This is a genomic window from Prosthecochloris sp. (assembly GCA_015482705.2).
In the GTDB taxonomy this organism is placed as follows: domain Bacteria; phylum Bacteroidota; class Chlorobiia; order Chlorobiales; family Chlorobiaceae; genus Prosthecochloris.
Map to the genome: position 1 here is coordinate 1 of JADMLA020000017.1, position 24,776 is coordinate 24,776.

The 24,776-nt window shown below is 46.7% G+C and carries 27 protein-coding genes; 10 read left to right on the forward strand and 17 right to left on the reverse strand.

Annotated elements, in window-relative coordinates:
- Window positions 1–682 precede the first annotated feature (682 nt).
- On the forward strand, window positions 683–979 hold the full coding sequence (locus QZ209_RS02825; RefSeq protein ID WP_294344511.1) for a hypothetical protein: 297 nt from the start codon (window positions 683–685) through the stop codon (window positions 977–979).
- Window positions 980–1,155: 176 nt separating this feature from the next.
- Window positions 1,156–2,187, forward strand: coding sequence for a zinc-dependent alcohol dehydrogenase family protein (locus QZ209_RS02830; RefSeq protein WP_366515736.1), 1,032 nt, complete (start codon window positions 1,156–1,158; stop codon window positions 2,185–2,187).
- A 292-nt stretch (window positions 2,188–2,479) separates the two neighbouring features.
- On the opposite strand, the gene zupT is transcribed toward QZ209_RS02830, so the two are convergent.
- Window positions 2,480–3,286, reverse strand: coding sequence for a zinc transporter ZupT (gene zupT, locus QZ209_RS02835; RefSeq protein WP_294344513.1), 807 nt, complete (start codon window positions 3,284–3,286; stop codon window positions 2,480–2,482).
- 55 nt (window positions 3,287–3,341) lie between these two features.
- Window positions 3,342–3,689, reverse strand: coding sequence for a GTPase (locus QZ209_RS02840; protein WP_294344514.1), 348 nt, complete (start codon window positions 3,687–3,689; stop codon window positions 3,342–3,344).
- A gap of 132 nt (window positions 3,690–3,821) precedes the next feature.
- On the opposite strand from QZ209_RS02840, the gene QZ209_RS02845 reads away from it, so the two are divergent.
- From QZ209_RS02845 to QZ209_RS02860, 4 genes are read left to right on the forward strand one after another with little or no spacing between them, the layout of a single operon-like run.
- Complete coding sequence (locus tag QZ209_RS02845) at window positions 3,822–4,481, forward strand: adenylyl-sulfate kinase (RefSeq protein ID WP_294344516.1); 660 nt, start codon at window positions 3,822–3,824, stop codon at window positions 4,479–4,481.
- 29 nt (window positions 4,482–4,510) lie between these two features.
- On the forward strand, window positions 4,511–6,721 hold the full coding sequence (locus tag QZ209_RS02850) for a PAS domain S-box protein (protein ID WP_294344517.1): 2,211 nt from the start codon (window positions 4,511–4,513) through the stop codon (window positions 6,719–6,721).
- 12 nt (window positions 6,722–6,733) lie between these two features.
- Window positions 6,734–7,108, forward strand: a complete 375-nt coding sequence (locus QZ209_RS02855) for a response regulator (protein ID WP_294344518.1) — start codon at window positions 6,734–6,736, stop codon at window positions 7,106–7,108.
- Window positions 7,105–7,473, forward strand: a complete 369-nt coding sequence (locus tag QZ209_RS02860; RefSeq protein ID WP_294344519.1) for a response regulator transcription factor — start codon at window positions 7,105–7,107, stop codon at window positions 7,471–7,473. The genes QZ209_RS02855 and QZ209_RS02860 overlap by 4 nt, the downstream gene beginning before the upstream one ends.
- A gap of 21 nt (window positions 7,474–7,494) precedes the next feature.
- Here QZ209_RS02860 and QZ209_RS02865 read toward each other — a convergent pair whose 3' ends face one another.
- From QZ209_RS02865 to QZ209_RS02905, 9 genes are all read right to left on the reverse strand, one after another.
- Window positions 7,495–8,031 carry a TIGR00730 family Rossman fold protein gene (locus tag QZ209_RS02865; RefSeq protein WP_294344520.1) on the reverse strand — a complete coding sequence of 179 codons (537 nt, stop codon included), beginning with the start codon at window positions 8,029–8,031 and terminating at the stop codon, window positions 7,495–7,497.
- Between the two features lie 135 nt (window positions 8,032–8,166).
- Window positions 8,167–8,796 carry a glycosyltransferase family A protein gene (locus QZ209_RS02870; protein ID WP_294344521.1) on the reverse strand — a complete coding sequence of 210 codons (630 nt, stop codon included), beginning with the start codon at window positions 8,794–8,796 and terminating at the stop codon, window positions 8,167–8,169.
- A 15-nt stretch (window positions 8,797–8,811) separates the two neighbouring features.
- A complete protein-coding gene (locus tag QZ209_RS02875; RefSeq protein WP_294344522.1) occupies window positions 8,812–9,231 on the reverse strand; it encodes a secondary thiamine-phosphate synthase enzyme YjbQ in 420 nt (139 codons plus the stop codon).
- Window positions 9,228–10,229 (reverse strand): chlorophyll synthase ChlG, encoded by a 1,002-nt coding sequence (chlG, locus tag QZ209_RS02880; protein ID WP_294344523.1) that lies wholly within the window; start codon window positions 10,227–10,229, stop codon window positions 9,228–9,230. Before chlG ends, QZ209_RS02875 begins: the two co-directional genes overlap by 4 nt.
- Window positions 10,230–10,589: 360 nt before the next feature.
- Window positions 10,590–10,775: a 4Fe-4S binding protein gene (locus QZ209_RS02885; RefSeq protein WP_294344526.1), complete on the reverse strand. Its 186-nt coding sequence runs from the start codon at window positions 10,773–10,775 to the stop codon at window positions 10,590–10,592.
- A 187-nt stretch (window positions 10,776–10,962) separates the two neighbouring features.
- Complete coding sequence (locus tag QZ209_RS02890) at window positions 10,963–11,151, reverse strand: 4Fe-4S binding protein (RefSeq protein WP_294344527.1); 189 nt, start codon at window positions 11,149–11,151, stop codon at window positions 10,963–10,965.
- Window positions 11,152–11,278: 127 nt separating this feature from the next.
- A complete protein-coding gene (locus QZ209_RS02895) occupies window positions 11,279–12,247 on the reverse strand; it encodes a PhoH family protein (protein ID WP_294344528.1) in 969 nt (322 codons plus the stop codon).
- An 18-nt stretch (window positions 12,248–12,265) separates the two neighbouring features.
- Entirely contained in the window at window positions 12,266–13,255 is a 990-nt protein-coding gene (rfaD, locus tag QZ209_RS02900) for an ADP-glyceromanno-heptose 6-epimerase (protein ID WP_294344531.1), read from the reverse strand.
- Between the two features lie 110 nt (window positions 13,256–13,365).
- Complete coding sequence (locus QZ209_RS02905; RefSeq protein ID WP_294344533.1) at window positions 13,366–13,788, reverse strand: sigma factor-like helix-turn-helix DNA-binding protein; 423 nt, start codon at window positions 13,786–13,788, stop codon at window positions 13,366–13,368.
- Between the two features lie 185 nt (window positions 13,789–13,973).
- On the opposite strand from QZ209_RS02905, the gene hisC reads away from it, so the two are divergent.
- The 3 genes from hisC to QZ209_RS02920 are packed head-to-tail and all read left to right on the forward strand — an operon-like array spanning window position 13,974 to window position 16,441.
- Window positions 13,974–15,044 (forward strand): histidinol-phosphate transaminase, encoded by a 1,071-nt coding sequence (hisC, locus tag QZ209_RS02910; protein ID WP_294344534.1) that lies wholly within the window; start codon window positions 13,974–13,976, stop codon window positions 15,042–15,044.
- Window positions 15,041–15,613 carry an RNA methyltransferase gene (locus QZ209_RS02915; protein ID WP_294344536.1) on the forward strand — a complete coding sequence of 191 codons (573 nt, stop codon included), beginning with the start codon at window positions 15,041–15,043 and terminating at the stop codon, window positions 15,611–15,613. Before hisC ends, QZ209_RS02915 begins: the two co-directional genes overlap by 4 nt.
- A 12-nt stretch (window positions 15,614–15,625) precedes the next feature.
- Entirely contained in the window at window positions 15,626–16,441 is an 816-nt protein-coding gene (locus tag QZ209_RS02920; RefSeq protein ID WP_294344538.1) for an alpha/beta hydrolase, read from the forward strand.
- Here the strand turns inward: QZ209_RS02920 and pth are convergent.
- A complete protein-coding gene (gene pth / locus QZ209_RS02925) occupies window positions 16,438–17,007 on the reverse strand; it encodes an aminoacyl-tRNA hydrolase (protein ID WP_294344540.1) in 570 nt (189 codons plus the stop codon). The two genes, QZ209_RS02920 and pth, sit on opposite strands and share 4 nt — an antisense overlap.
- A gap of 193 nt (window positions 17,008–17,200) precedes the next feature.
- Here pth and QZ209_RS02930 point away from each other — a divergent pair, with 193 nt between their 5' ends.
- A complete protein-coding gene (locus QZ209_RS02930; RefSeq protein WP_294344543.1) occupies window positions 17,201–18,400 on the forward strand; it encodes a PLP-dependent aminotransferase family protein in 1,200 nt (399 codons plus the stop codon).
- Here the strand turns inward: QZ209_RS02930 and QZ209_RS02935 are convergent.
- The 5 genes from QZ209_RS02935 to QZ209_RS02955 all read right to left on the reverse strand — a co-directional run bounded on the left by QZ209_RS02935 (window position 18,384) and on the right by QZ209_RS02955 (window position 24,599).
- The gene (locus QZ209_RS02935; RefSeq protein ID WP_294344545.1) at window positions 18,384–18,821 is read right to left on the reverse strand and encodes an ACT domain-containing protein; all 438 of its coding nucleotides are present in this window, start codon (window positions 18,819–18,821) and stop codon (window positions 18,384–18,386) included. The genes QZ209_RS02930 and QZ209_RS02935 overlap by 17 nt on opposite strands.
- Window positions 18,822–18,832: 11 nt before the next feature.
- Entirely contained in the window at window positions 18,833–20,131 is a 1,299-nt protein-coding gene (locus QZ209_RS02940; protein ID WP_294344547.1) for a phenylacetate--CoA ligase, read from the reverse strand.
- Window positions 20,132–20,141: 10 nt separating this feature from the next.
- Window positions 20,142–20,744: an indolepyruvate oxidoreductase subunit beta gene (locus QZ209_RS02945; RefSeq protein ID WP_294344549.1), complete on the reverse strand. Its 603-nt coding sequence runs from the start codon at window positions 20,742–20,744 to the stop codon at window positions 20,142–20,144.
- Between the two features lie 15 nt (window positions 20,745–20,759).
- The gene (locus QZ209_RS02950) at window positions 20,760–22,364 is read right to left on the reverse strand and encodes a thiamine pyrophosphate-dependent enzyme (protein WP_294344551.1); all 1,605 of its coding nucleotides are present in this window, start codon (window positions 22,362–22,364) and stop codon (window positions 20,760–20,762) included.
- A 159-nt stretch (window positions 22,365–22,523) separates the two neighbouring features.
- Complete coding sequence (locus QZ209_RS02955; protein ID WP_294344553.1) at window positions 22,524–24,599, reverse strand: sodium-translocating pyrophosphatase; 2,076 nt, start codon at window positions 24,597–24,599, stop codon at window positions 22,524–22,526.
- Window positions 24,600–24,776 lie beyond the last annotated feature (177 nt).

Here is a 24,776-nt window from a genome sequence, read left to right on the forward strand (position 1 = left end):
CTGCGATAGAGGCAGTGGCGATTAGGGAAGTGATAAAAGTGCGTTTCATGATGACTCTCCGGCTAAGATTCGTTGACGTTTCTACAGGAGAAGAGACAACAGCCGGGCCAAAGTCATCAGAAAGAGGTTAAGAGCAGAAAAAAAAGAGAGTTAGAGGGCGTGCCACCGAGGCAACGAAAAGGCGTGCAAGTGTGTAAAAGAGGGCGCAGTGAGCGTAAAAGAAACAGTTGTTTCAGGCCGAAGAACAGCAGAGAAGAGCGTAGAAGAAAGGGGAGGTATTTCGTTTTTTGCCGGTCGTATAGGTAAATTGTTGCGGACTGAGAAGGCTTTTCTGAAAGAGATTGTGAATGGCTATTCAGGTTGGAGGGGTGTGTGAGGGATTATGAAAAGCGCTCACAAGCGGACGGGGTTCAACAGATGGAAAAGAGGTTTGTTTGCTTCTATTGCTGGAAGCATTGTTATCGGTAAAAAGGGGAGGATCACCGAAGCGGTGTTGCGTACAGGCAGAAAAAATGGATAGGTGTCGGCTATGCTAAAAGCACTTTAAAGGAATTTGGTTCAACGAACATGGTTTATCGCATGCAGAAACGGCAGGACAGTTGCTGGAGACAACAGTTGTGACAAAAGCTGTATGGTTCGCTATTTTTGTTGTCTTTTATCGCTAATAAACAACATCCCCTAAATGAAAGAGATCAGAACAAGCAGTCTCCACAGCCTTTTTGTCTTTGGGTTGCCGATTATCATCACAGCCCTATATACAAGGGTTGAGAATAGTATTGGGCCTGTTGTTTTCGTTTATTCCATCGTTGGAGGTATTCTACTTGGGTTTACGTGGATTAAAACACTTATGAAAAAGTTGAACGGAGTTGCAGGAATAATAATCGGTATCCCGATTATGATAGTTGGTATCGTGCTTCTGTTCAACTTTTTCATTTGGGTCAGCTGGATAATGGGAGAAATGGATTACAGTTTGATGTGAAGTCGAGGCAATGAAAGAATGAGGTTTTCAGGAGGAGGGCTCGATTCGATAAAAAAAGCCTTTTTCAAAAGAAGGTACGGTCGGTGTTGTTCGTTTTTTACTCTTCGCAGATTAGTGAATGTTGTCGTTTCTCTAAAAAGAGGTTATTGGAAATGAAAACGAATCTTGATCTTGTCATGAAAGCTCAGGTTATAGAATGCATCACAGATCTATCGGAGAACACTGAACCGTTGAGCATGGTTGACATGCCGGTTCCGGAACCGGGGGCGGGTGAGGTGTTGCTGAAGGTGAGGACGTGCGGGGTGTGTCATACGGAGCTGGATGAGATAGAAGGGAGGACGCCGCCGGCTTTTTTTCCGATAGTTCCGGGACATCAGGTTGTCGGTGAAGTTGTCGCTCGGGGTGCAGGGGTGAGTGAACCCGAGATTGGTGGCAGGGTAGGGGTGGCGTGGATTTATTCAGCTTGTGGCGTCTGTGAACTGTGCCGTAATGGGAAGGAAAACCTCTGCATGGACTTTCATGCGACCGGTCGGGATGCTCATGGCGGGTATGCGGAATATATGGTTGTTCCGGCTGCTTATGCCTATCCTCTTCCGGAAATTTTTTCAGATGCCGAAGCTGCTCCGTTGCTGTGTGCGGGAGCGGTCGGTTATCGTTCGTTGAAGCTTTTGAATCTGCAGAACGGAAAGAGTGCAGGGCTGACCGGATTCGGCGCATCGGCTCATCTTGTTTTGAAAATGATGCGGTTTCTCTATCCAGATTCAGCGATTCACGTTTTCGCGAGGAGCCCGCAAGAACGCGAATTTGCTCTCTCGCTTGGCGCTGCCTGGGCGGGTGATACGATCGATACATCGCCGGAACCGCTTGCAGGGATTATCGATACAACTCCTGTCTGGCTTCCGGTACTTGCAGCATTGGAAAATCTCGAACCTTCAGGCCGTCTGGTGATAAACGCGATTCGAAAGGAGTCGAAAGATCAGAATGTTCTTATGCGGATTGATTACGCAAGGCATCTCTGGATGGAAAAAGAGATGAAAAGCGTTGCCAATGTCACGGCAGGCGATGTAAGAGAGCTTCTGGCCATAGCGGAAAAGATGAAAATGAGTCCGGAAGTACAGCTTTATCCTTTCGAAAAAGCCAACAAGGCGCTCACGGACATCAAGCAGCGGAGGATCAAGGGGGCGAAGGTTCTGCAGGTTAACTGTTAAGGCAAAACAGATCCCCGGTCAAGCTTGGTATTCAGTCTCCCCCAAAGTCATGCCGCACTTGATGCGGCATTCACGGTGACTATCAGTAAAAGATTGATCCCCGGGTCAAGCCCGGTGATGACTTAAAAAATGTCGGCAAGAGCCTGCTGAGGCATCGCTATTTATTGTTATGAGCGGTTCAATTGCGAAGCGAAAGGAGCCGGAGAATCCCGCAGTGTGCAGGAGAAAATCAGGATTCTGAGCACCGCTCAACGACGCGATCGAATCGCGGAATAAATAAAAGAGGGGAGCCTTATATCAAAAGCAGCAGGCTTACTGCCATCACGGCCATGCCGATGACGAGTCCTGATATGGCCAGGTGGTGTTCTCCGTATTCCTCGGCTGTCGGCAGCAGTTCGTCGAGCGAGATATACACCATGATACCCGCTACTCCGGCAAGCACAAGGCTGAAGACAAGCGGTGTGAGGAATGGCTGCAGCAGGAGATAGCCGATAATGGCTCCGAGGGGTTCAGCCAGGCCGGAAAGAAAAGAATAGCTGAATGCTTTGCCTTTGCTTTTTGTGGCAAAATAAACCGGTACGGCAACGGCCATGCCTTCAGGAATATTGTGCAAAGCGATGGTAACGGCTATCACGATACCGAGGCTCTGGTTGGAAAGGGCGCTGAAGAAAACCGCGAGACCTTCCGGAAAATTGTGAATGGCAATGGCAATGGCTGTGAAAATACCCATTCGGTAGAGCTTGCTTTCGTCAGGCTTGTCGCTTTCGATAGTGCCCACAAGTGATGTTTCATGCGGATTTCCAAAATGTGGCATCAACTGGTCAATGATCCAGATCAGGGTGATTCCTCCGAAGAACGCCGCCGTCGTGATCCATGCCGCTTTCCTTTCAGACACTTCTTCGAGAATCGAAGCCTGGGCTTCCGGCAATATTTCCGCGAAAGAAACATAGAGCATAATTCCAGCAGAGAAGCCGAGGGCAAACGTCAGGAACCTTTTGTTGGTGTGATGGACGGTCAACGCGAGGACACTGCCGATACCGGTCGAAAGTCCGGCAAGCAGTGTCAGTGTCAAGGCAGGAATCATGTCGGCAGTGATCATGATGCTTGGCTTTGAATTATTGATGAAGATTTTTCTTCAGGTTCACTTGCCGATGTTAACCGGTTGCTTTTTCTTCAATCGTTTTTATCAGTGTCTCCACGTCCGGTATTGCGTCGATCTCTTCCTTGGCAAGGAGAACTTCGAGCGTGTCATTTCGCTGCAGAACAACCGGATAGTCGAATTCCTTTCCGTACTTTTTCTTGAATTCATCCCTGTGAAGAAATTCCATTTCGGTATCCGAGTTTTCCCTGAAATCCCTCCATATCCGCTTTTCGGTAAAGGTGTCATGCGTCAGGCTGCACAAGCCGCATTGGTATGTCTCAGGGCTGAAGAGCTTGTGGCCAATATCGAAAAGACCGCTTACCGGCCCACTGTCGGCGTTGTATACAAAGACAAGTTTCATGATCGGTCGTTTATCGGTGACGTTATCTGCAAGTGTAAAGTTTTGATAATAACAACGTAAAATAATAATTTTTAGTATGAAGAATTATTGTGTCGTCTTTTCGTTTCCTCTTTCATTATAACTCCCAGTACCATGCTCAATGATATTTTGCTGATCGGAGAGAAACATAAAAAAGCCGCTGAATCGATAGCCGAAAGAGTGCTTGTTGAAAAAGAGGCTAAAGAAGAAGAGCACCCTGATTACCGGTTTATCGTCGCCATTTCGGGTGAATCGGGTGCGGGCAAGTCGGAACTTTCACATTCTCTGGCAACGGTATTGAAAAAACAGGGAATTAGAGTCAAGATTCTGCATACCGATAACTATTACCTCATCGAGCCTCTGAAAAGAAGGGCGTTCAGGGAGCTGAACAATTTTGAGGATATTGGCCCTCAGGAATATGATCGCAAGCAACTGCAACGCAATATCGCGGATTTTCGAAAGGGTCTTACTGCGGATATGCCCTGTATCGACATCATTACCGAGAAAGTCGATCGTCTCATTACCGATTTTAGCGATATCGACTTGCTCATTATAGACGGGCTCTATGCCATCGCCACTGAAGGCATTGATCTTGGAGTGTATATCGATCTTACATACAAAGAAACAAAAAAGAACCAGATGCTTCGCGGCAAGGAGTTGACCGATGATCATCGCTGGAAGGTGCTTGAAAAAGAGCACCAGAGTGCAACCGAATTGCGCCGTCTGGCCAATACTTTTGTCAGCAGGGAGTACAAGGTGCTGTTTCGTGATTGATGGATGTGTAGCAACCCTGATTCAAGATCATGGAATCTCCCATTGAAAAGGCCGTTGTGCTGATTGTCGATGATAGTGCAACGATGCGGACGCTGACCTCTCATGTCGTTGAACGTCTCGGATACAAGCCTTTGAGCGTTTCGAATGGTGATGAAGCGATAGGGCAGGTGACTGCCGGCCGTTGTGATGCTCTCCTGCTCGATATCAGCATGCCGGGGAAGAGCGGTATGGAGGTGCTCAGATATATTGTGGAAAATGATTACCGCCTGCCGGTGATCATGATTTCCGGTTCCGGAGACATTGATCAGGCGGTTCAGTGCATAAAACTCGGAGCGTATGAATATCTGACGAAACCTATTGACAACAGCCGTCTTGAAATTACTTTGAAAAATGCCCTTTCCGAATCGATGTTGAAGCAAAGGGTGAGGCTCCTGACAACCGCCATGGAGCAGAGTCCTGTTTCCGTTGCCATTACCGATATCAAGGGGAGGATAGAGTATATCAATCCGGCATTTTCCAGAATTTCAGGTTACTCCATGGATGAAGTTATTGGAAAGAAGATCAATATTCTCAAATCAGGTGAACATTCGGACGCATTTTATAAAAACCTTTGGGAAACGGTTTCCCGAGGCGAAGTCTGGCAAGGTGAATTTCTGAATAAAAAGAAAAACGGTGAACTGCTTTGGGAGCAGGCTGTTATTAGCCCTATCAAAAATAATAAGCATGATATTTCGCACTTCCTTGCCCTCAAAGAAGACATCACAGAAAAGAAGAAGAGCCGGGAAGCACTTGCTGAAAGTGAGCAAAGGTTCAGAGAACTTTCGGATCTTTTACCTCAACCTGTATTTGAAGCCAATAGGGATGGTTATGTAACCTATTTCAACCGAGCTGGTTATTCTGTTTTCGGCTATAAACAGAGCGACCTCCGTAATGGTTTGGACGCTATGTTCATGTATGTCCCGGGGGAAAGGGCGAAAGTCAGGAAGAATATGAAGGGACGGCTGGATGGGAAAAGAGTTGAAAACCACGAATACATTGCCCAAAGAAAGAACGGTACCACGTTTCCAGCTCTGGTTTACTATGCACCCATTCTCAAAAAAGATGATTTCGAAGGATTGAGGGGTATAGTGCTCGATATCACCAGGCGAAAACAGGCTGAGAAAACTCTTCTGGATAACCAGAAAAAGTACAGGAATCTTTTTCATGCGATTCCGGACCCTGTCATCGTCGCCGATGCCGATACCGGTGCTATTGTTCAATGGAACAGAAGAGCGTTGCCTTTTTTTGGATACAAGTCTGTAGAGCTTTCTTCCATGATGGTGGCGTCGCTCTATCCGGAAAATATCCGTGATAAGCCTCCTGCATTTTTTCGAAAGCAGGGACGAAAAAAAAGAGGTTCGGTAGAGACGAAAATTCTGACGAAAAACGGTTTTCTCGTTGATGTTGCTGTGAGCAGTGCGTTTTTTGAAACGGCAGGGCAAAAAAGGGTTCTCGGAATATTCCGCGATATTTCAGAGCAAAAAAAATCCGAGCAGCTTATCAGGGAAAACATCCGGCTGAAAAATGACTTCATTGCGAATGTCTCTCATGAACTCAGATCACCCCTATTTTCAATTCTTGGTTTTACCTCGACCCTGCTGCGGGACAGAGATGAGCTGGATCATGAGACGATAGGCGAGTTTCTCGGGATTATTCACGAGGAAAGCAGGAGACTTTCTTCGCTTATTGAAGATGTACTCACCATTTCCAGGATAGATTCCGGAAAAATCGCTTATAAGAAAAACTCAATCGACCCGGCAACGATCATCGATAGTGCCTGCAAAAGCCTGAAAATCCGTGCAGAAGAGAAACATGTCGAGCTTTTTCTTGACCTTTATGAGAGCGATTTACTGATATATGCGGATCCTGATGCGTTGAAACAGGTGGCGGTTAATATCATAGGCAATGCAATAAAGTTTACCCCTGAGGGAGGAAAAGTAAGTGTAACCCTTTCAAGAAATCACGATACCATGAAACTCGAGGTTGATGATAACGGTCCCGGTATTCCTGAGAAAGACATTGAGAAGATATTTGAAAAATTCTACCGTGTCGAAAGACCCGGTGAAGAAATCGAGGGGACTGGACTCGGATTGCCGATTGTCAAAGAAATAATTCTTGCGCATAACGGTAGTGTAGATGTGAAAAGCCGAAACGGTTTTGGATCGACCTTCATTGTCCGTTTTCCGCTGTACCGTTCTTAAAACCGATAGTATATGAAGCATAACGGACAATCTATACTTGTGGTTGACGATCAATCGAGTACGAGAAGGCTTATCAGTTATTCATTGCAGAAAGCGGGTTACAAGGTTATTGAAGCCGTAAACGGTAAAGAGGGCTTGGAACAGTGCTTCCGGTCGGTTCCGGATCTTATTCTCTGCGATATCATGATGCCTGAAATGAATGGTTTCGAGTTCCGTGAAAAACTGCTTCAAAACGAGCGGTTTCGCTCTGTCCCTTTTGTTTTTCTTTCTGCAAGGGCGCAGACTGAAGAACTGTCAGAGGCTGAAAGGCTTTATCCCCACGGGTATATTACAAAACCGGTTGAACCGGAAAAAATTGTTGAAACGGTTAAAACCCATTTGAAATGAGACAATCACGTATTCTTGTCGTCGATGATTCTCCAAGTATCAGGCGTCTTCTCTCTCATAACCTCGGGAAGAAGTTCAAGGTCCTGCTTGCTGAAAATGCTCAGGGTGCCCTGGACCTGCTGGACCAGGGTCAGATGCCCGATCTGATGATTGTCGACGTTGCAATGCCGGGAATGGACGGTTTTTCTTTTGTTGACCGGATCAGAAAGGATTCTACCTATAATGCTGTTCCTCTTATTATGCTGACGGCAAGGGACAAGAGCGGGGACAAAGAGAAAGGTTTGAAGCTCGGGGCAGATGATTACCTTACCAAACCTTTCGATATCGATGAACTTGGTGAAAGAATAGATCGTTTGCTTGCATGAACTCTATTGCATAGAGGGCGCTTAACCGAGATTGTCGATAATTTCTTCAACAGTGGCGCACACCCGGTAAAGCTTGCTATGATCTTGTTTCACGAGGTTTTGTGCGGCAAGTACATCAAAGAATTGCAGTAAAGGGTTCCAGAAACCATCTATGTTGAAGAGTGAGATGGTTTTATCGTGATGGCCCAGATTGCGCCATGTAATAATTTCGACAAGTTCATCGAGTGTGCCGAATCCTCCAGGTAAAACAATGAAAGCGTCAGCCCATTCTGCAAGCTTCATTTTTCTTTCATGCATTGTTTCGACGATATGGAGTTCGGTAATGTCATAATGGGCAATCTCTTTTTCTTCGAGGAAACGCGGAATAATCCCCCGGACAGTTCCACCGTTCTGCATAACGGCATTTGCAATGCATCCCATCAGCCCGACATTTCCTCCACCGAAAACAAGAGAGATATTGTGCTCGGCAAGGCTTCTGCCGAGTTCCGATGCGGCTTCGAAATAGTGTTTCGGTGAATGGTTACTCGAGCTACAGTATACGGTGACGGATTTTGGCATAGGACGTGACTAATGAATAAAGAATATTGTTCGTGTTGTTTCTCGGCAACATTCCCACTTTTCCATGATTCGTTGCTTTTTGGTCGTGGCTGGTAACGTGAAGACTTTGTTTGTCAATCAGGTATTCAGTGTAGTTTAACGGTTTCTCGTGATACTGTCGTCAGAACGTTCATAGACGTAGGTTTTTGGTTCGAGCAGCTTCTTTATGGAAAACTTTTCAGAAGCACGTTCCCAGAAATCGGTATCCTCGGCATAGTCGAGATTCTCGAATCCGCCGAGAGAGAAAAAAAGATTTCTTTTTCCAAAAAGAGTCGCCCCTAAAATGCATTTCTGAATATGTATTTTTTTTTCCGGATGATAACAGTCTGTCACATAAACGTCATCATCCCCACAAAAACCTCCCGAGATCAGGTCTGTTTCAGAGTGCTCTTCAAGATATGAAAAGCGTGATTCGAGGTGTTCCGGCAAGTAGTGATCATCACTGTCGAGAAAGGTGATGTAGAGACCGAATGATGCCTGTATACCTGCGTTTCTTGAAATGGCCGGTTTCCGGTTCGAGTGTTTCATGTAACGGATGTTCCAATGCAGTTCCATGAATTCTGAAATGCGTTCAAAGGTTTGATCGGTACTGCCGTCATCGACGACTATGAGTTCCCAGTCTGTGAATGTCTGGTCTATGACGCTCTGAACCGCACGTACGAGGCGTGTTTCTCGATTGTAGGTTGGCAATATAACCGAAATGGCGGGGTAGTGAGAGAAGTTCATTTTTTTTGTTCTGAATTATTGTTCTCCCATGATCTGTATAAACACTACGCGATCTCTTGGGCGGTTGTCGTGATCGACATAAACAACCTGTTGCCATGTTCCCCGTACAAGTTTTCCTTCACTGACTGGCATGGTTATTCCCGGTCCCATAAGCGATGCTCTCATGTGCGAAAAACCGTTGTCATCTCCCCATGTTTCGGAGTGGCGACTGCGCTCTTTACTCGAAACAAGTTGCTCGAGTTTTTCTTTGAGGTCTTCAACGAGGGCCGGTTCGAATTCCATGGTGGTTATCGAGGCGGTCGAGCCTATGGCAAAGATGTTGGCGATTCCTTTCACGATACCGGATTCGTCGATAACGTTTTCGACTTCATTCGTCAGGTCGATGATGTCGGAGAAGCCTTTCGTTGTGATGTGTATGGTTTTAGAACAGATCATAACCTGAAATTTTTGATTGCGAAAGCACAGACAAGCATTCCTGCAACAAGAAAGTTCTGGGCGATCGCATTGTAGCGTACATCCATTGTTTTCGGAGACCTTACAAGACTGAACTGAAGATAAAACTGGGGGATGATGAGCAGGGTGACAATCAGTGCAAAAAATGGCTGCTGTAACATGAACATATATGCTGCAGCCATCAATTGGCCAATATTGATCAAGACCGCCGCGATAATCGCGGCTTTTCTGTCTCCGAATGCAACAGGTAGAGTTCTGATGCCTATTTGACGGTCACCGTCAGCTGATTTGAAATCATTGATTGTCATGGTACCCGTACTCGATATGGTGAAAAGAGTTGCGACAACCAGTGAGGGAGAAAGGGATTGTAACGTGAATTCAGGGTTATAGGCTATCTCCCCGGCAATCCATGGGATAACAAGGTATGAGACTGCAACGATGATGTTGCCGGCCCAGAGCCTTTTTTTGAGCTTTATGGGATTTGCACTATAGAGATGAGCGTTGATGATCCCTATGACGACATACAGCGCGATAAGCGGATGGATGAGGTAACCGACAACAATTGATAGGATCGACCATACAGCTATGAGTATCGTTGCGTTTTTAAGCGATATTTCTCCTCCTGGGATAGGGCGCCATGGTTCGTTGATTTCATCGAGGTCACGGTCAAAATAATCATTGAGCATCTGACAGGTTCCACTGGCGAGTGGACCGGTAAGCAGTATACCCAACAGGAACTTGATGCCTACAATATCTTGCCAGCCGAAAGCGCCACTGGCAACTGCACCACATAAAAAGCTCCAGATTACCGGAATCCAGGTGACAGGCTTCAGAAACCGGATAAGAAGAACGATGCTGGGGAGGTGTTCAGCCGATCTTTTTCCTGGTGTAACAACCTTACGGAAATTAAGGGTTGATTCCTGCCGTGCGTCGTTTCCTTGCGGATCGGTTGAACTATTTTTGAGGGAAGAATCGCTCACCCCGGCATTGTTTTTTGTTGTAGGTAAAGAAGCCTGAAAAAATAACACGTAAAGCTACAGAACCAAACTGCATATCACAAGTTCTGTCCGTATTTTATACAATGAACAATGCGTTTTTTAAAACGAAACTGTTTTCCGGAAGGACTGTGACAGCAAAGAACAAGGCAGAGGTTTTATGCATGAAGAGCGAGGTACAACTGTCATTGCCGGTTTGCTTCCTAGGTCCGCTGAATTCACGGAACGGCATTCATGACGGAAGTGGTGCCGACTCTCCAGACGGGCTGAATAAAAGACGATAAAAAAAGCGGCATGCAAGTTTGCGGGCCGCTTTTGTCTATGAGCAAAACGTAATAGTAATACTTATCCCTGTACGATGCATTCGGCAGGGCAAACAGCTACGCAAGACTGCTCGTCAAGACCTTCACATTCGTTACATGCGTTTGGATCGATAATATAAATATCGTCACCGGCTGAGATAGCATTTACCGGGCATTCCGGTTCACAGGCTGCACAATAGGTGCATTCTTCGGTAATGTAAAGTGCCATGTTACTTCCTCGCTTAAGAGTTACAAGAAAAGATTAATTGAAAAAAAGAACTCTATCAGTAAAACAGGAAGTTAATATAAAACTTTTTTTCTCCTGACAAAATCTCTTAACGGCCTGCCGGAAAGATGCTTATTTCTTTTCCGGAACACTATTTCGGCTGTGCATTTCTATCTTGAAAAAAAGTGTTTTATACCTGAAAGATGCAATCGACAGGGCAAACAGCGACACAGGCCGCTTCGTCGAAATATCCTTCACAGTCAACACAGACACTTTCATCGATGATATAGATATCGTCGCCGGCAGATATAGCGTTGACCGGGCATTCCGGTTCACAAGCTGCACAATACGTACATTCTTCTGTAATTCGATGTGCCATGATGGTAGATTTTTCGTTGTAAAAGCAGTATTACAGGAGGGAATGACCAATAGTTGTATACCCTTGATTGCTTAACAGTGATTGGTCGGACATAGTTCCGCAATTGCCGTTATAGATGTCGAAGCAGTTACCGGTTCTGCCTTTCCTCTTCCTGCTCGTAAGCATCGATGATATTACGAACGAGACGGTGTCGGACAACATCTGATTTGTCGAGAAACACGAAACTTATTCCGGAAATTCCCTGAAGAATTGTACGGGCATTGGTAAGACCCGATTCGACTTTGTTTGGAAGATCAATCTGGGTTACATCTCCCGTGATGATGGCTCTTGAATTGATGCCGAGCCTTGTCAAACACATTTTCATCTGCTTGTTTGACGCGTTCTGTGCTTCATCAAGGATAATGAAGGAGTTATTCAGTGTCCGGCCTCTCATATATGCAAGAGGAACGATTTCGATGATTCTCTGTTCTGTCAACGCTCTGAGTTTTTCCGCGGTCAACATGTCCTGAAGAGCGTCGTAGAGAGGACGAAGGTAAGGATCTATTTTCTGTGCAAGGTCTCCAGGTAAAAAACCCAGGCTTTCACCAGCTTCGACTGCCGGTCTTGCAAGAACGATTCTCTTGACCTGTTTTTTTTTCCATGCCGAGACTGCGATTGCGACGGCCGTGTAGGTTTTGCCTGTTCCTGCGGGACCGATAGCGAACACAATATCGTTCTGTTTCGCTTCGGAAACCATTCTTCGCTGACCGTTCGTTTTTGCTTTTACTACAAAATCCTTTGTGGCGACAATTATATCACTGTCGGTGGATTGGGATTTATTGCTCGAGGGAGGAGGTGTGAAGGCGAGACTGAGCAGGGCATTGAGATCATTTTCCTGTATTTCTCCATGTTGATCTGCCAGAAATTTCATTTCACCGAAAATCTGTTCCAGAAGCGTTACTTCGTTTTCTTCCCCTTTGATCAACAGTTTGTTGCCGCGAGCTGTCAGTTTTGTTTCAGGGAATTCATCTCGAATCTTTTTGAGCCAATTGTCATGGGGGCCAAAGACTATGACGGGTTCGATGCCCTCGAATTCTATGGATTTTTCTTTAAGCAAGAGGTTTTGGTTTTATCATTAGGGTTTTTGATTGTCGAAATAGGGGGTATCACTATAAAGATAGTTGCGTACATAGTCTTTGACGCCCTCTTCAAGGCAGGTCAATGGCTGTGTGTAGCCGTACGATCTCAGTTTGCCGATTTCTGCCTGGGTGAAATACTGGTACTTGTCTCGAAGTGTTTCGGGCATGGGTATGTATTGCATTTTCGTTTCGAGTCCAAGGGCCGAAAAGGTAGCAGTCACAAGGTCGTTGAAACTTCTTGCCTGCCCGGTTCCCACGTTGAAAACGCCACATATCGCCGGGTTTTCGATAAGCCACGATATAAGCGACGTACAGTCTTTTACATAGATAAAATCTCTCATCTGCTCTCCATGAAGGTAATCTTCCCGGTGGGATTCGAAGAGTTCTACAGTGCCGGTTTTCTTTATCTGGTGAAACGCTTTGAAGACGACACTGCACATGTCCTTTTTATGGTATTCATTCGGACCGAATACATTGAAGAATTTCAATCCCACTGCTTGTTTGAGGATACCTGTTTTCAAAGCCCAGAGATCGAACAGTTGTTTCGAGTAGCCGTACATGTTAAGGGGCCGGAGATGCTCGAGATTCTCTTCTTCATCATTATATCCTCTGCGACCGTCTCCGTATGTTGCTGCACTCGATGCGTAGATAAAACGGACCTTTCGAGAAGCACAAAGCATGGCAAGTTCTTTTGAATAATTGTAGTTGTTTGCCATGAGGAGCGATGCGTCCGTTTCCGTCGTCGCGCTGATTGCTCCCATGTGGATAACGGTACTTATTTCAGGAAGCCCGTTATCTGCGAACCATGAAAGAAATTCGTTTTTATGAATGAAGTCTCTGAAAGAAAGGCCGGAAAGGTTTTTCCATTTTCCTGTGGTGGTTGAGCCGAGATCATCGACAATCATGATATCGGTTCTGCCATGTTTGTTGAGTTCCCAGAGCATTGCGCTGCCTATGAATCCAGCTCCTCCGGTGATAACTATCATGTAGGGATTGTGTGGGTTTTGTATTTATAATTACCAATAAATATAAACCGGCGGTTTGGAAAACAAAAGGCCGTTTGCAGAGCAACGGCCTTTTGCAGGAGAAGAGTCGATCATGCCGAAGCCTTCAGCAAACAGTCTTTAACGAGAAATTTGCGCCCCCAGTAGAGCCAATGTCGTATGGTCTCTACAGGTCGGTCCATGATTTCGGATATCTGTTTGTGTTTCAACCCCGATATTTCGTACAAAAGTACGGAAAGCTTGACATCGGCAGCCCTTTGTCTCAGTTTTCCAAGGACTGACTTTGTTGTTCCATTTCCGTTTTCACTCATTCCGAGTTCCGTTTCCTGTCCATAACTATCGATGTAGCAACTTCTGAACACTTTGATGAGATCGGTCTCCCGGTTATTGATGTTTGCGTTGAGATATGTTCTGTTTACCAGTTCATCCGATGCTTTTTCACTCCCGGTCATCCAATAAGCAAGGCTGTATATATCATTGAGTATGTCCAGAGGTGTTTTGTTTATCCTGACCATTGTTGCCTCCTTTATATAGGATTAATTATGTCCTGTTTTAAGTTATGAAAAAAAAACGATAAGTCAACCTTTTTTTGGATCAGGTCGGGAAAAAAGGGATATTCACGAACACAAGGCTGGACAAAAAACAGTATTTTATCGTTTTGCACCATGTGCTAAGCTACACATTAATCGCTCGAGTGTTTATGGATAAAGATCTCATTCGGTTGTTGAATCCCGCATTGCAGCAAATCGGAGCATACAAGGTTGATGGCGGACAGCAGGCCGATGTCAAATTGAATCAGAACGAAAGCCCTTTCGACCTGCCGTTACTGATGAAGGAGGCTATTCTCGATGAATTCAAGCAGGAAGCCTGGAATCGCTATCCGGATATTTTGCCATTCAGGGGGATACAGGCGTATGCGAACTTCATCGGTGTTTCTCCCGAGTCTGTAATGATGAGTAATGGGTCCAACGAAATGCTGTATACCATTTTTCTCGCTTGCCTTTCCAAAGGTAGTAAAGTGGTGATTCCCATACCTTCCTTTTCCCTGTATGAAAAACTTGCAATTTTGCTTCAGTCACAGATTGTCGCCGTCCCGATGCATGAAGATCTTGCATTCGACGTTCCTGAAATCATACGAAGAGCAAAGGATGAAAAAGCTGGCTTTGTCGTTCTTTCTACCCCGAATAATCCGACGAGCAGCTCTTTGACCCTTGAAGAAATACGTATGATAACCAGTGAAGTCAATGCAATTGTGCTTGTTGACGAGGCTTATATTGAGTTCTCGCGTGAAGAATCGGCAATTACGTTGTTGGAAGAAGCGTCCAATCTGATTGTGTTGAGAACAATGTCCAAGGCTCTTGCTCTCGCGGGTATGAGGATTGGGTTCGCGATGACCAATCCGGGACTGATGGCTCAGATTGCAAAGCCGAAAATACCCTTCACTTCGAGTCGTTTGGCTGAAATCACCCTTATCCATGTACTTGATAATTATCATCTCGTTGAAGAAGCGGTAAGCTATATTCTCAAAGAACGGTTACGTATGTCCGAGGCTTTGAAAAAAATAAGTGGGATAAGAGTGTTCGAAAGTGATGCAAACTTTATTATTATAAGAGTTTCAGATGCGCAAAAGGTTTTTTCATCCCTTATAGGGGAAGGTATCCTTGTACGAAATGTTTCTGGCTATCCATCGATGGAAAACTGTCTTCGTTTCAATATAGGATTGAGGCGGGAAAATGATCTTCTCCTCGAGAAACTTCTGGTGTTTCAATGACGACATCGTTCAGAAAATTACGAAGTGATGAAATGGACCGCCTCAGTCTTGATGAGTATGCCAGAGTGGAAAAACACCCTGTTACCGTTTTGCTTCACAATATACGCAGTATGTACAATGTAGGTTCGGTTTTTCGTACAGCAGATGCTGCGGGTATAGCGAAGGTTGTCCTTACAGGTTACACTGCGACACCACCGAGAAAGGAGATCGATAAGACAGCCTTGGGAGCCCAGGAAAGTGTCCCGTGGGAATATTGTTCTCATCCGAAAGAGATCCTGGAAAAAATGAAGAATCAGGGTGTAACGATATGTGGGCTTGAAATTACCGAGAACAGTACGCAATATACCGGTATTTGTAAACATGATTTCCCATTGTGCCTGATTCTCGGGAATGAGGTCGAAGGTATTGACTGTGATGTTCTGCAATATTGTGACCATGTGCTTGAAATTCCGCAGTTTGGGACAAAACATTCTCTGAACGTTTCGGTTGCTGCAGGCATCGCTCTTTTTGAAATGGTAAGAATATTCCGTCAAGAAACAATCGGCTCCGGCAGTCAATTAATTTTTTAAGTTTTAGCGTTAATGTTGCATTACAGGACGTACAGGCTGTCGGAAACGGATCCATGGGTGGTCTTTGTTCACGGGGCAGGGGGAAGCTCTTCTATATGGTTTCTTCAAGTCAAGGAATTCAGGAAGCATTTCAACATTTTGATGGTCGATCTGAGAGGGCATGGAAAGTCGAAGGGGATGCCGGTTTCACAGAAAAGAAAGTATAGTTTTGAAGATATCACCCTCGATATCATTGAAGTACTCGATTTCCTCAAAATAGATCGAGCCCACTTTATCGGCGTTTCACTCGGGACCATTTTGATTCGCCAGATCAGCGAATTGGCTCCTGAAAGAATATGTTCGATGGTAATGGCCGGGGCGATCATACGGCTCAATGTCAGGGCAAGGTTTTTGGTGGGCCTCGGTAATACGTTCAAACGCTTTGTGCCTTATATGTGGCTGTACAGTTTTTTTGCCTGGATCATCATGCCGAGGGCACGGCACAAGAAGTCGAGATTGCTGTTTGTCAACGAGGCCAAAAAAGTTGCGCAGAAAGAGTTCATGCGCTGGTTCAAGCTGACTTACGAACTGAATCCACTTCTCAAATATTTCGAGGAAAAGGATACGAGAATCCCGACGCTCTACCTGAGCGGAGAAGAGGATTACATGTTTCTGCCGGCTGTCGAATATATCGTACAGAGACACGATAATTCCTTTCTCGGGATTATCAGGAATTCAGGTCATGTATGCAATGTCGATCAGCCTAAAGATTTCAATGCAAAAGCGATAGCTTTTATGCAGAGTAATTCTGCGAGTTCTGGGTTCATCGGGGCAAGTGTCGCTGTTTAGACGTTTCTTCTGTTGAAACGGTTCATGGCATGCTCTATACCGTGCTGAACGAAATCAAGGGAGGCATCAGCGCATTCGGGAATTATTCTGTCGATGATTTTTCGTTCTTCTTCACTGAATCTCCCAAGCACGAATGACGAGTAGGATCCCGTTGGCCGGTCCATACCTATGCCGACTCGTAGACGGGAGAAATTTTCTTTTCCAAGGCACTGGATAATATGTTTCAGTCCGTTCTGGCCTCCTGCAGAGCCTTTTGTCCTCAGGCGTATCGAGCCGAGGGGAATATTGAGGTCGTCACAGATAACGAGAATATCCCCGATATCTATTTTATAGAAATTCATTGCTGCAACTACAGCATGACCTGAAAGGTTCATGTATGTCATCGGTTTGAGCAGGAGAACCGGTTCGCTCCGATGGGATATTTTTGCATAGTGGAAATTACCCTTTCCTGAAGTAAAGCCGGTCTGAAATGTTCGGGCCATTTCATCGATAACTTCGAATCCTATGTTGTGACGGGTGTTTTCATGCCTTTTTTCGGGATTTCCCAGTCCGACGATAAGCTTCATGAGTTTGTTTTTATTGAGGTTGCGGATCTGTCAAGAACATAAGTGATAAGAATTATAATAGCAAAAGCCATCTACCGCATGGTGCGGGCTGATCGTTGATACACTTGTTGCAAAGCATCGAAGGTTTATTTTTTGTGTTTAGTCGATAGACCTGTACTTTGCTGTTCGTTCCAAACCTGTAACTGTTTTGTTCATGCCACGTTTTTCTTCTTCGATATCTTCACTGCGTTCGTCTGAAATCCGCGATTTGATGAAGCTTGTTTCCCGGCCGGGAATCATTTCTTTTGCCGGTGGTATGCCGGACAATAACCTGTTTCCCATCTCTGAAGTCGAAGAGTTGTTCGGTCGGCTCGATATTATGAAAAAACAACAAGCGTTTCAGTACGGTCCAACGCCAGGCTTGCCTTCGCTTTTGGAATCTCTCGGTGAATTTCTTGCTGCCAGAGGTTTACCGACCGAGCATGAACGGCTCATGATTACCACTGGATCACAGCAGGCGATCAGTATTCTCGCTCGTGCTTTTCTCGATCCGGGAGACCGGGTTCTGGTCGAAAACCCTTGTTTTATCGGAGCACTTTCGGCATTCAAGTCATGCCAGGCAAAGTTGACCGGACTCTCGGTCGATGAGGAGGGAATCAGTATCGATGAGCTCGAGGCTGAAGCGAACAGTTCCGATCCTGCAAAATTGTTGTATATCACTCCGTATTTTCACAATCCCGGAGGAATGTTGTATTCCATGGAGCGCAAGCGCCGCCTTGCTGAAACTCTCGCCTGGAGGGATATTGTTTTGATCGAAGACGACGCATACGGTGAGCTTTATTTTTATGAAGAAGATAAACCATATCTGAAACCGATCAAGGCGGAAAATCCCGAAGGTCTCGATGTGTGTTACACCGGTTCATTTTCGAAAATACTGGGGCCGGGTCTGCGTTTGGGATGGTTGCTCGCTTCCGAGGAGATTTATGAGCGTTGTGAGCTGATCAAGCAGTCATACGATGCTTGCTCCCCGAGTTTTACACAGGTTATTGCAGATGAGTTCATCCGATCCGGATATATCTCTCCATACATAGAGCGGGTCCGTATGGAGTATCGGAAACGTGCATTGTTGATGGGAGATATTCTCGAGGCGACGTTGCCGGCTGATGTTGCCTGGACAAGACCCAGAGGGGGGTTTTATATCTGGCTCACGCTGCCGGAGCATATCGACGCGTCCGAAGTCCTGGACGAGTCTCTCGAGGATGGAGTGGTCTTTGTGATCGGAAAGACTTTCGATCCACAAGGACAACGCAACAATACACTGCGTTTGTCATATTGTAATACAGATGCGATTCAGATTGAACGTGGAGTACCGGTTATAGCAAGTGCGATTAAAAAGGTTATGAATCGTTGTTGAGGTTTTGGTTGGTTCCGGGCTGCAGGAATTGGTGCTCGTGCTGTTGAAGAACGTGTATGATTTTTTCAAGAGAATCGGCTCTGATGACAACAACAGCGCTATTGCCTGTGGCATAGGCGTACATGTAGTCGATGGCAACGCCGTTATCGGACAGAATTCGAAGCGCTTTGTGGAGTCCGCCCGGATTGTGAGGAACAATGAGGCATACGACGTCGGTTGTTTTTACGGCAAAACCATGTGCTTTGAGCACGTGTTCAGCAAGATCGGAGTCGCTCGTTATCATGCGTAATATCCCGAAATCGGTTGAGTCAGCGATGCTGAAGGCGCTGATATTGATGTTGTGTTCAGCTAGTATGCCGGTAATTTCGGTTAACCGACCGATTTTGTTTTCGAGAAACACGGAGAGTTGTTTGATGATCATAGTGATATCGATTAAAGATTTCGGTTGTCGATAACCCGCTGTGCCTTCCCGGCGCTGCGCTCGATAGTGCGTGGTTCGACGAGCTTGATACGGGCGCTGATACCTAGGGTGCTTTGAATATTGTGAAGAATACGTTTCTGCAAGTCTTCGAGTTCTCCTATTTCGTCACTGAAAAACTGGTCTTCAACCTCAACCTGGATTTCAAGTGTATCGAGATTGTTCACACGGTCGACAATAAGTATATAATGCGGTTTTGTTTCATTCATTTCCAATAGAACGGATTCGACTTGCGAGGGAAAGACATTGACGCCGCGGATGATGAGCATATCGTCGGAACGGCCGACACATTTTTCCATACGCACGAGTGTTCTGCCGCAGCTGCAGGCTTCAGCATGCAGTCTGGTGAGGTCACGGGTTCGATAACGCAAGAGCGGTAAGGCTTCTTTTGTGACAGGGGTGAACACGAGTTCTCCAAGTTCGCCATATGGAAGAACTTCTTCAGTATCGGGATTGATGATTTCGGGTATGAAGTGGTCTTCGAAGATATGCATGCCATGGTGAGCTGAGCACTCCATCGAAACCCCTGGGCCGATGATCTCACTGAGACCGTATATATCGAATGCCTTGATTCCCAGAAGGTCCTCTATTTCCTTACGCATTTCTTCAGTCCAGGGTTCGGCTCCGAAGATTCCTGACGTGAGGCGGAAGTTCTTTCGGTCGATTTCGGATTCGTTGATCGCCTCGCCGAGAAAAGAGGCATAAGATGGTGTACAGGCAAGTACCGTTGAACCGAAATCCTGCATGAGCTGGAGTTGTTTTTTTGTGTTTCCGCCTGAAATCGGAATCACCGAAGCTCCCACTTTTTCAGCTCCGTAATGGAGCCCGAGTCCTCCGGTAAAAAGTCCGTAACCGTAAGCAACCTGAATAATGTCTTCTCTGGTCACACCTGCCATGGTAAGAGAGCGGGCGACGACTTCACTCCATGTCTGGATATCACGATGCGTGTAGCCGACAACGGTTGGTTTACCCGTTGTGCCACTGGATGCATGCAGCCGTACGATATCCTGTTGCGGAACGCTGAAAAGCCCGAACGGGTAGTTGTCGCGAAGATCCTGTTTCGTGGTGAACGGCAGGTGTTTCAGGTCGTCTATCGTTCTGATCTCCCCGGGTTCGATACCGGCATTCTGCAGCTTTTGGCGGTAAAAAGGAACGTTGTGGTAGACCAGCTCAACCATATTCTGTAACCGTTCGCCCTGTAGTGACTGCATTTCTTCACGACCCATGCATTCTCTGTGCTTGTTCCAAATCATGTATCCGACTCTATAGGTTTTTGTTCTTCCATACGTTGCTTTTCTTCGACAATGAACGTCCTTTTCTGAACGCTTCGATGTTCAGGTCGGCGATCTCTTTGCTTTTGGTTTCGAAAAGGAGCCTGACCCCTTCTTCGATCAGGTTCTCTTCGAGGTTTGTCCATGGTGAAGCTGCGCCAAGCATGATCATGTTTGCTGTTTTGGGATTTCCGATTTCAGCGGCAAGTGCAGCTGCATTGATCAGGAGATGACAGTCGTTCAGTTCGATCTGTTCGGTGATCTTTTCCATATCCGGGTAATTCGGTATGTTTTTGACCGGATCGATCGAGGAGACGATCATGCCATTGTCTGAAAGCCAGGGAAGGTGGCGAAGGGCTTCCATGGGTTCGACCGAGAGAATAATATCTGCTTGTCCCAGGGGAATGAGATCTGAGTGGATTGCGGTATCGGAGATTCTAAGATGTGATTGTACGGCACCTCCTCTTTGGCTCATGCCGTGTACTTCTGCCTGCTTGATGTTCAGACCGCTTTTTACTGCTGCTAGATCGATTACAGTGGCTATACTGAGAATCCCCTGACCTCCCACACCTGCGAGGATAATGTTTTTCTTCATGATTCTATCCAGGTTCTACTGCTGCTTTTTTTGCCGGTTACTGCGTCTTTTACGTGCCGCTGTTTCGATGCATTCGCGGTGGAAAATGACAATGGATACACCATTGTAGGCAAGTTCCTCCTTAAGGGCAGCGATGTTTTCTTCAATATTTTTTTTCAGTGGTACAAGTGTTCGAATATGCTGTTCTTCCACGCCAATCCCCTGGCAGATGGCATGTAGCCTTCCGGTGGCCGAAGAATCCTGTCCTCCGGTCATTGCAGTGGTGTCATTATCAGCGATGATGATGGTGATGCTATTGCGATCATTGACAGCATCGAGAAGACCGGTGATGCCCGAGTGCGTGAATGTGGAGTCACCGATCACCGCAAGAGCAGGCAGCATTCCTGCATCAGCTGCACCTTTTGCCATGGTTATCGCGGCACCCATGTCGACACAGGTGTGGATCGAATTATACGGTGGTAGCGCTCCGAGCGTATAACATCCGATATCGGAGAACACCTGATGATATGGCTGGTTCTGCATGGCAGCGTTTATGGCATCGAACATGTCCCGATGTCCGCAGCCTTTACAGAGTTCAGGAGGTCGTTCGGTAACGACTGGCGGGATATCGAATGTTTTTTCATGAGCAATGCCGAGCGCTTCGGCGATGAGTGTGGCATTGAGTTCTCCGGACCGGGGTAAAGCACCGTCGAGGCGTCCGCTGAGTTTGGGATTGCCGGAAAGACCGCGAAGGTATTCTTCTGCAAAAGGGTAGCCTTCTTCTGCGATGAGGACACTCTCGCAGTTATTTATAAAGACTTTCAGCATTTCTTCAGGCAGAGGATATTGCCCGATTTTGAGTACCGGTATCGAGAGATCATGGATTTCACGAACTTCCATTACATAGTTGAAGGCTATCCCAAAAGCTATGACGCCTTTTTTCCCAGGGCCTTCGATGAGTTTGTTGAGAGAGGAATGTTCAGAGCGATGTTTAAGCGTTGGTTGTAGGTCGAGAAGCTTCTGATACTGGATGCGTGCATTTGAGGGGATCAGGACAAAACGGTTGGGATCGGTTTCCGGTCGCAAAACGTTTTGCGGAAAGGGACGGTGTCGGACGATATTGGCACGGGAGTGCGACAGGCGTGTCGTCAAACGCAGAAGAACCGGAAGACCGAGTTCTTCTGAAAGGTGAAACGCATCGACTGTGGTATCGTAGAGTTCCTGTTGGGATGCCGGTTCGAGAACGGGGAGCAAGGCGAATTTGCCGTAAACTCTACTGTCCTGTTCATTCTGTGATGAATGCATCGACGGATCGTCCGCAACAGCGATGACCAGTCCCCCATTAACTCCGGTCAAAGCTGCGTTGATGAAGGGATCAGCCGCTACGTTGAGCCCGACATGCTTCATACAGCAGAGGGATCGTTTTCCGGCGAATGACATGCCGAGTGCCGCCTCGAGTGCGGTTTTTTCGTTTGCGGACCATGACGACCGGACAGTGTGTTTTTTTGCTTCAGGGGAGCGCTGAATGAATTCGGTGATCTCCGTCGAAGGAGTACCAGGGTAAGCGTAAACCCCAGAGATGCCTGCATCAAGAGCTGCTGCACCGATTGCTTCCGCTCCGAGCAAAAGATTGTTTTTCATGGATGTTTCTACATTCTCTGATTACATGTTGAAAGCTGAATGTAATAAATGTGATATAAAGTGCGAGAGGTTAAAGGCAAGGTGTACTATGGTGTTTCATACAAAAAGGAAGGCCCCGATTCTTCGAGGCCTCCTCTGTTTTTTGTTACTTACAACCGCCTAGATAAGCGGGGCTATAACCAGTGCAACAACTGCGATGAGCTTCATGAGAATATTGAGGCTCGGTCCACTGGTATCCTTGAACGGATCACCAACGGTATCTCCGACAACTGCGGCTTTATGAGCTTCGGTGCCTTTGCCGTAGGTTACACCGTCAAACTCGATATTGCCTTCGATACGTTTTTTGGCGTTATCCCATGCGCCTCCGGCGTTGGACTGGAATATGGCAAGCAGCACACCTGAAGATGTTACCCCTGCAAGCAGTCCGCCAAGCATATCCTTTGAAACGAAACCGACGACAACAGGTACAAGGACGCCGAGTGTGCCGGGAAGAATCATTTCGCGAATAGCCGCTTTTGTAGAGATATCGACACAGTGAGCGAACTCGGCCGGGGTGGTTCCTTCTCTCAGGCCGGGAATTTCGTTGAACTGACGACCGACTTCGGTGATCATATCCCGGGCGGCACGGCCTACAGCTCCCATGGCAAGGGCGCTGAACACAAACGGAAGCATGGCTCCAAGAAGCAGACCTGCCATGATGACCGGTTTCGATATGTCGATGGACTCCACACCTGCCTGTTGGCGGAAAGCCGCAAAAAGAGCCAGAGCGGTAAGAGCCGCACTGCCGATAGCGAATCCTTTTCCGATAGCGGCTGTTGTGTTGCCGACAGCGTCGAGTTTATCGGTTCTTTCGCGTACTTCCGGCGGAAGTTTGGACATTTCGGCAATACCGCCGGCATTGTCCGAAATCGGACCGTAAGCATCGACGGCAAGTTGGATGCCGGTGACGGAAAGCATGCCAAGCGCTGCGATGGCTATACCGTAGAGGCCGGCAAAGTAGTGAGATCCGATAATTGCGGCCGAAAGAACGATAATCGGGAGACCGGTTGACATCATACCCGTGCCGAGACCTGCGATGATGTTTGTTGCTGAACCGGTAACGCTTTGATAGGCGATGTTTACGACAGGTTTATGGTGTGTCGAACAGTAATATTCGGTGATAAGACCGATAAGAACACCGGCGGCAAGGCCTATGATAACCGCGAAAAATACGTTGAGGGAGGTATACGTTACACCACTGACCGTCCATGTCGATGGCAGGATGTTCGTGATGATGAAATAACTCAGTACAGCCATGATAAACGATGCACCGAATTCGCCGGTATTAAGACCGGTTTGAGGATTTCCTCCCTCTTTGACCTTGACAAAAAACGAGCCGAGGATCGATACGATGATACCAACAGCGGCTATGACAAGCGGAAGGATCACTCCGGCGATAGGTGAGATGCCCATGCTGTCGAACACGGGAACGAATGCCGCACCCAGAACCATGGTTCCGATGATCGAACCGACATAGCTTTCGAAAAGATCGGCTCCCATACCGGCTACATCACCAACGTTATCGCCGACGTTATCGGCAATGGTTGCCGGATTTCTCGGATCATCTTCAGGGATTCCCTCGTAAACTTTTCCCGCAAGATCGGCACCGACGTCAGCCGCCTTGGTATAGATTCCTCCTCCTACACGCGCAAAGAGTGCGATCGAAGAGGCACCCAGGGAAAAGCCTGAAATGAGGTTGATTACCTGATTGATTTCGGAAAACTGGTTGTTGTAGATAATGAAAAGTGTCGAGAGTCCGAGTATACCCAGGCCGACAACTGAAAGCCCCATGACAAGGCCTCCCGAGAACGCAACGTTGAGTGCTCTTGAAAGTCCTTCCCGTGCGGCATGCGTTGTTCTGACATTCGCTTTGGTGGCTACTTTCATGCCGAAGTAACCGGCAAGACCCGAACAGATGGCGCCTACAATGAAGCTTACCGCGATAATCGGGGAAGAGTCAGGTCTTCCGCTGTTGGCAAAGCCTAGCAGGACCGCAACGGAAATAACAAAAATTACCAGAACCTTGTACTCTCGTTTGAGAAATGCAACCGCACCGTCCGCGATGTGCCCGGCAATGGTTACCATTTCCTGGGTTCCGCTGTCCTGTTTTGATACCCATCCGGCTTTGAACAAAGCATACAGTAATGCAATGATGCCGGAAAGGGGTACTGCATAAAGAAGTAATTGGTTGTCCATTTTATGATTTTGCGTTAGAATTGCATGAGTTGAGAAGCAACCGTAAAATTGAGTCGCTGAACATTGTTCAGGCTAGTCGGCAAGCAGACACAGGCTAGTCACGTATACCCGTGAAAGAAGGTGACTGAATGTATGTGGAGTATAATCGCAAAGATCATAACGAGGATGAATTTACAA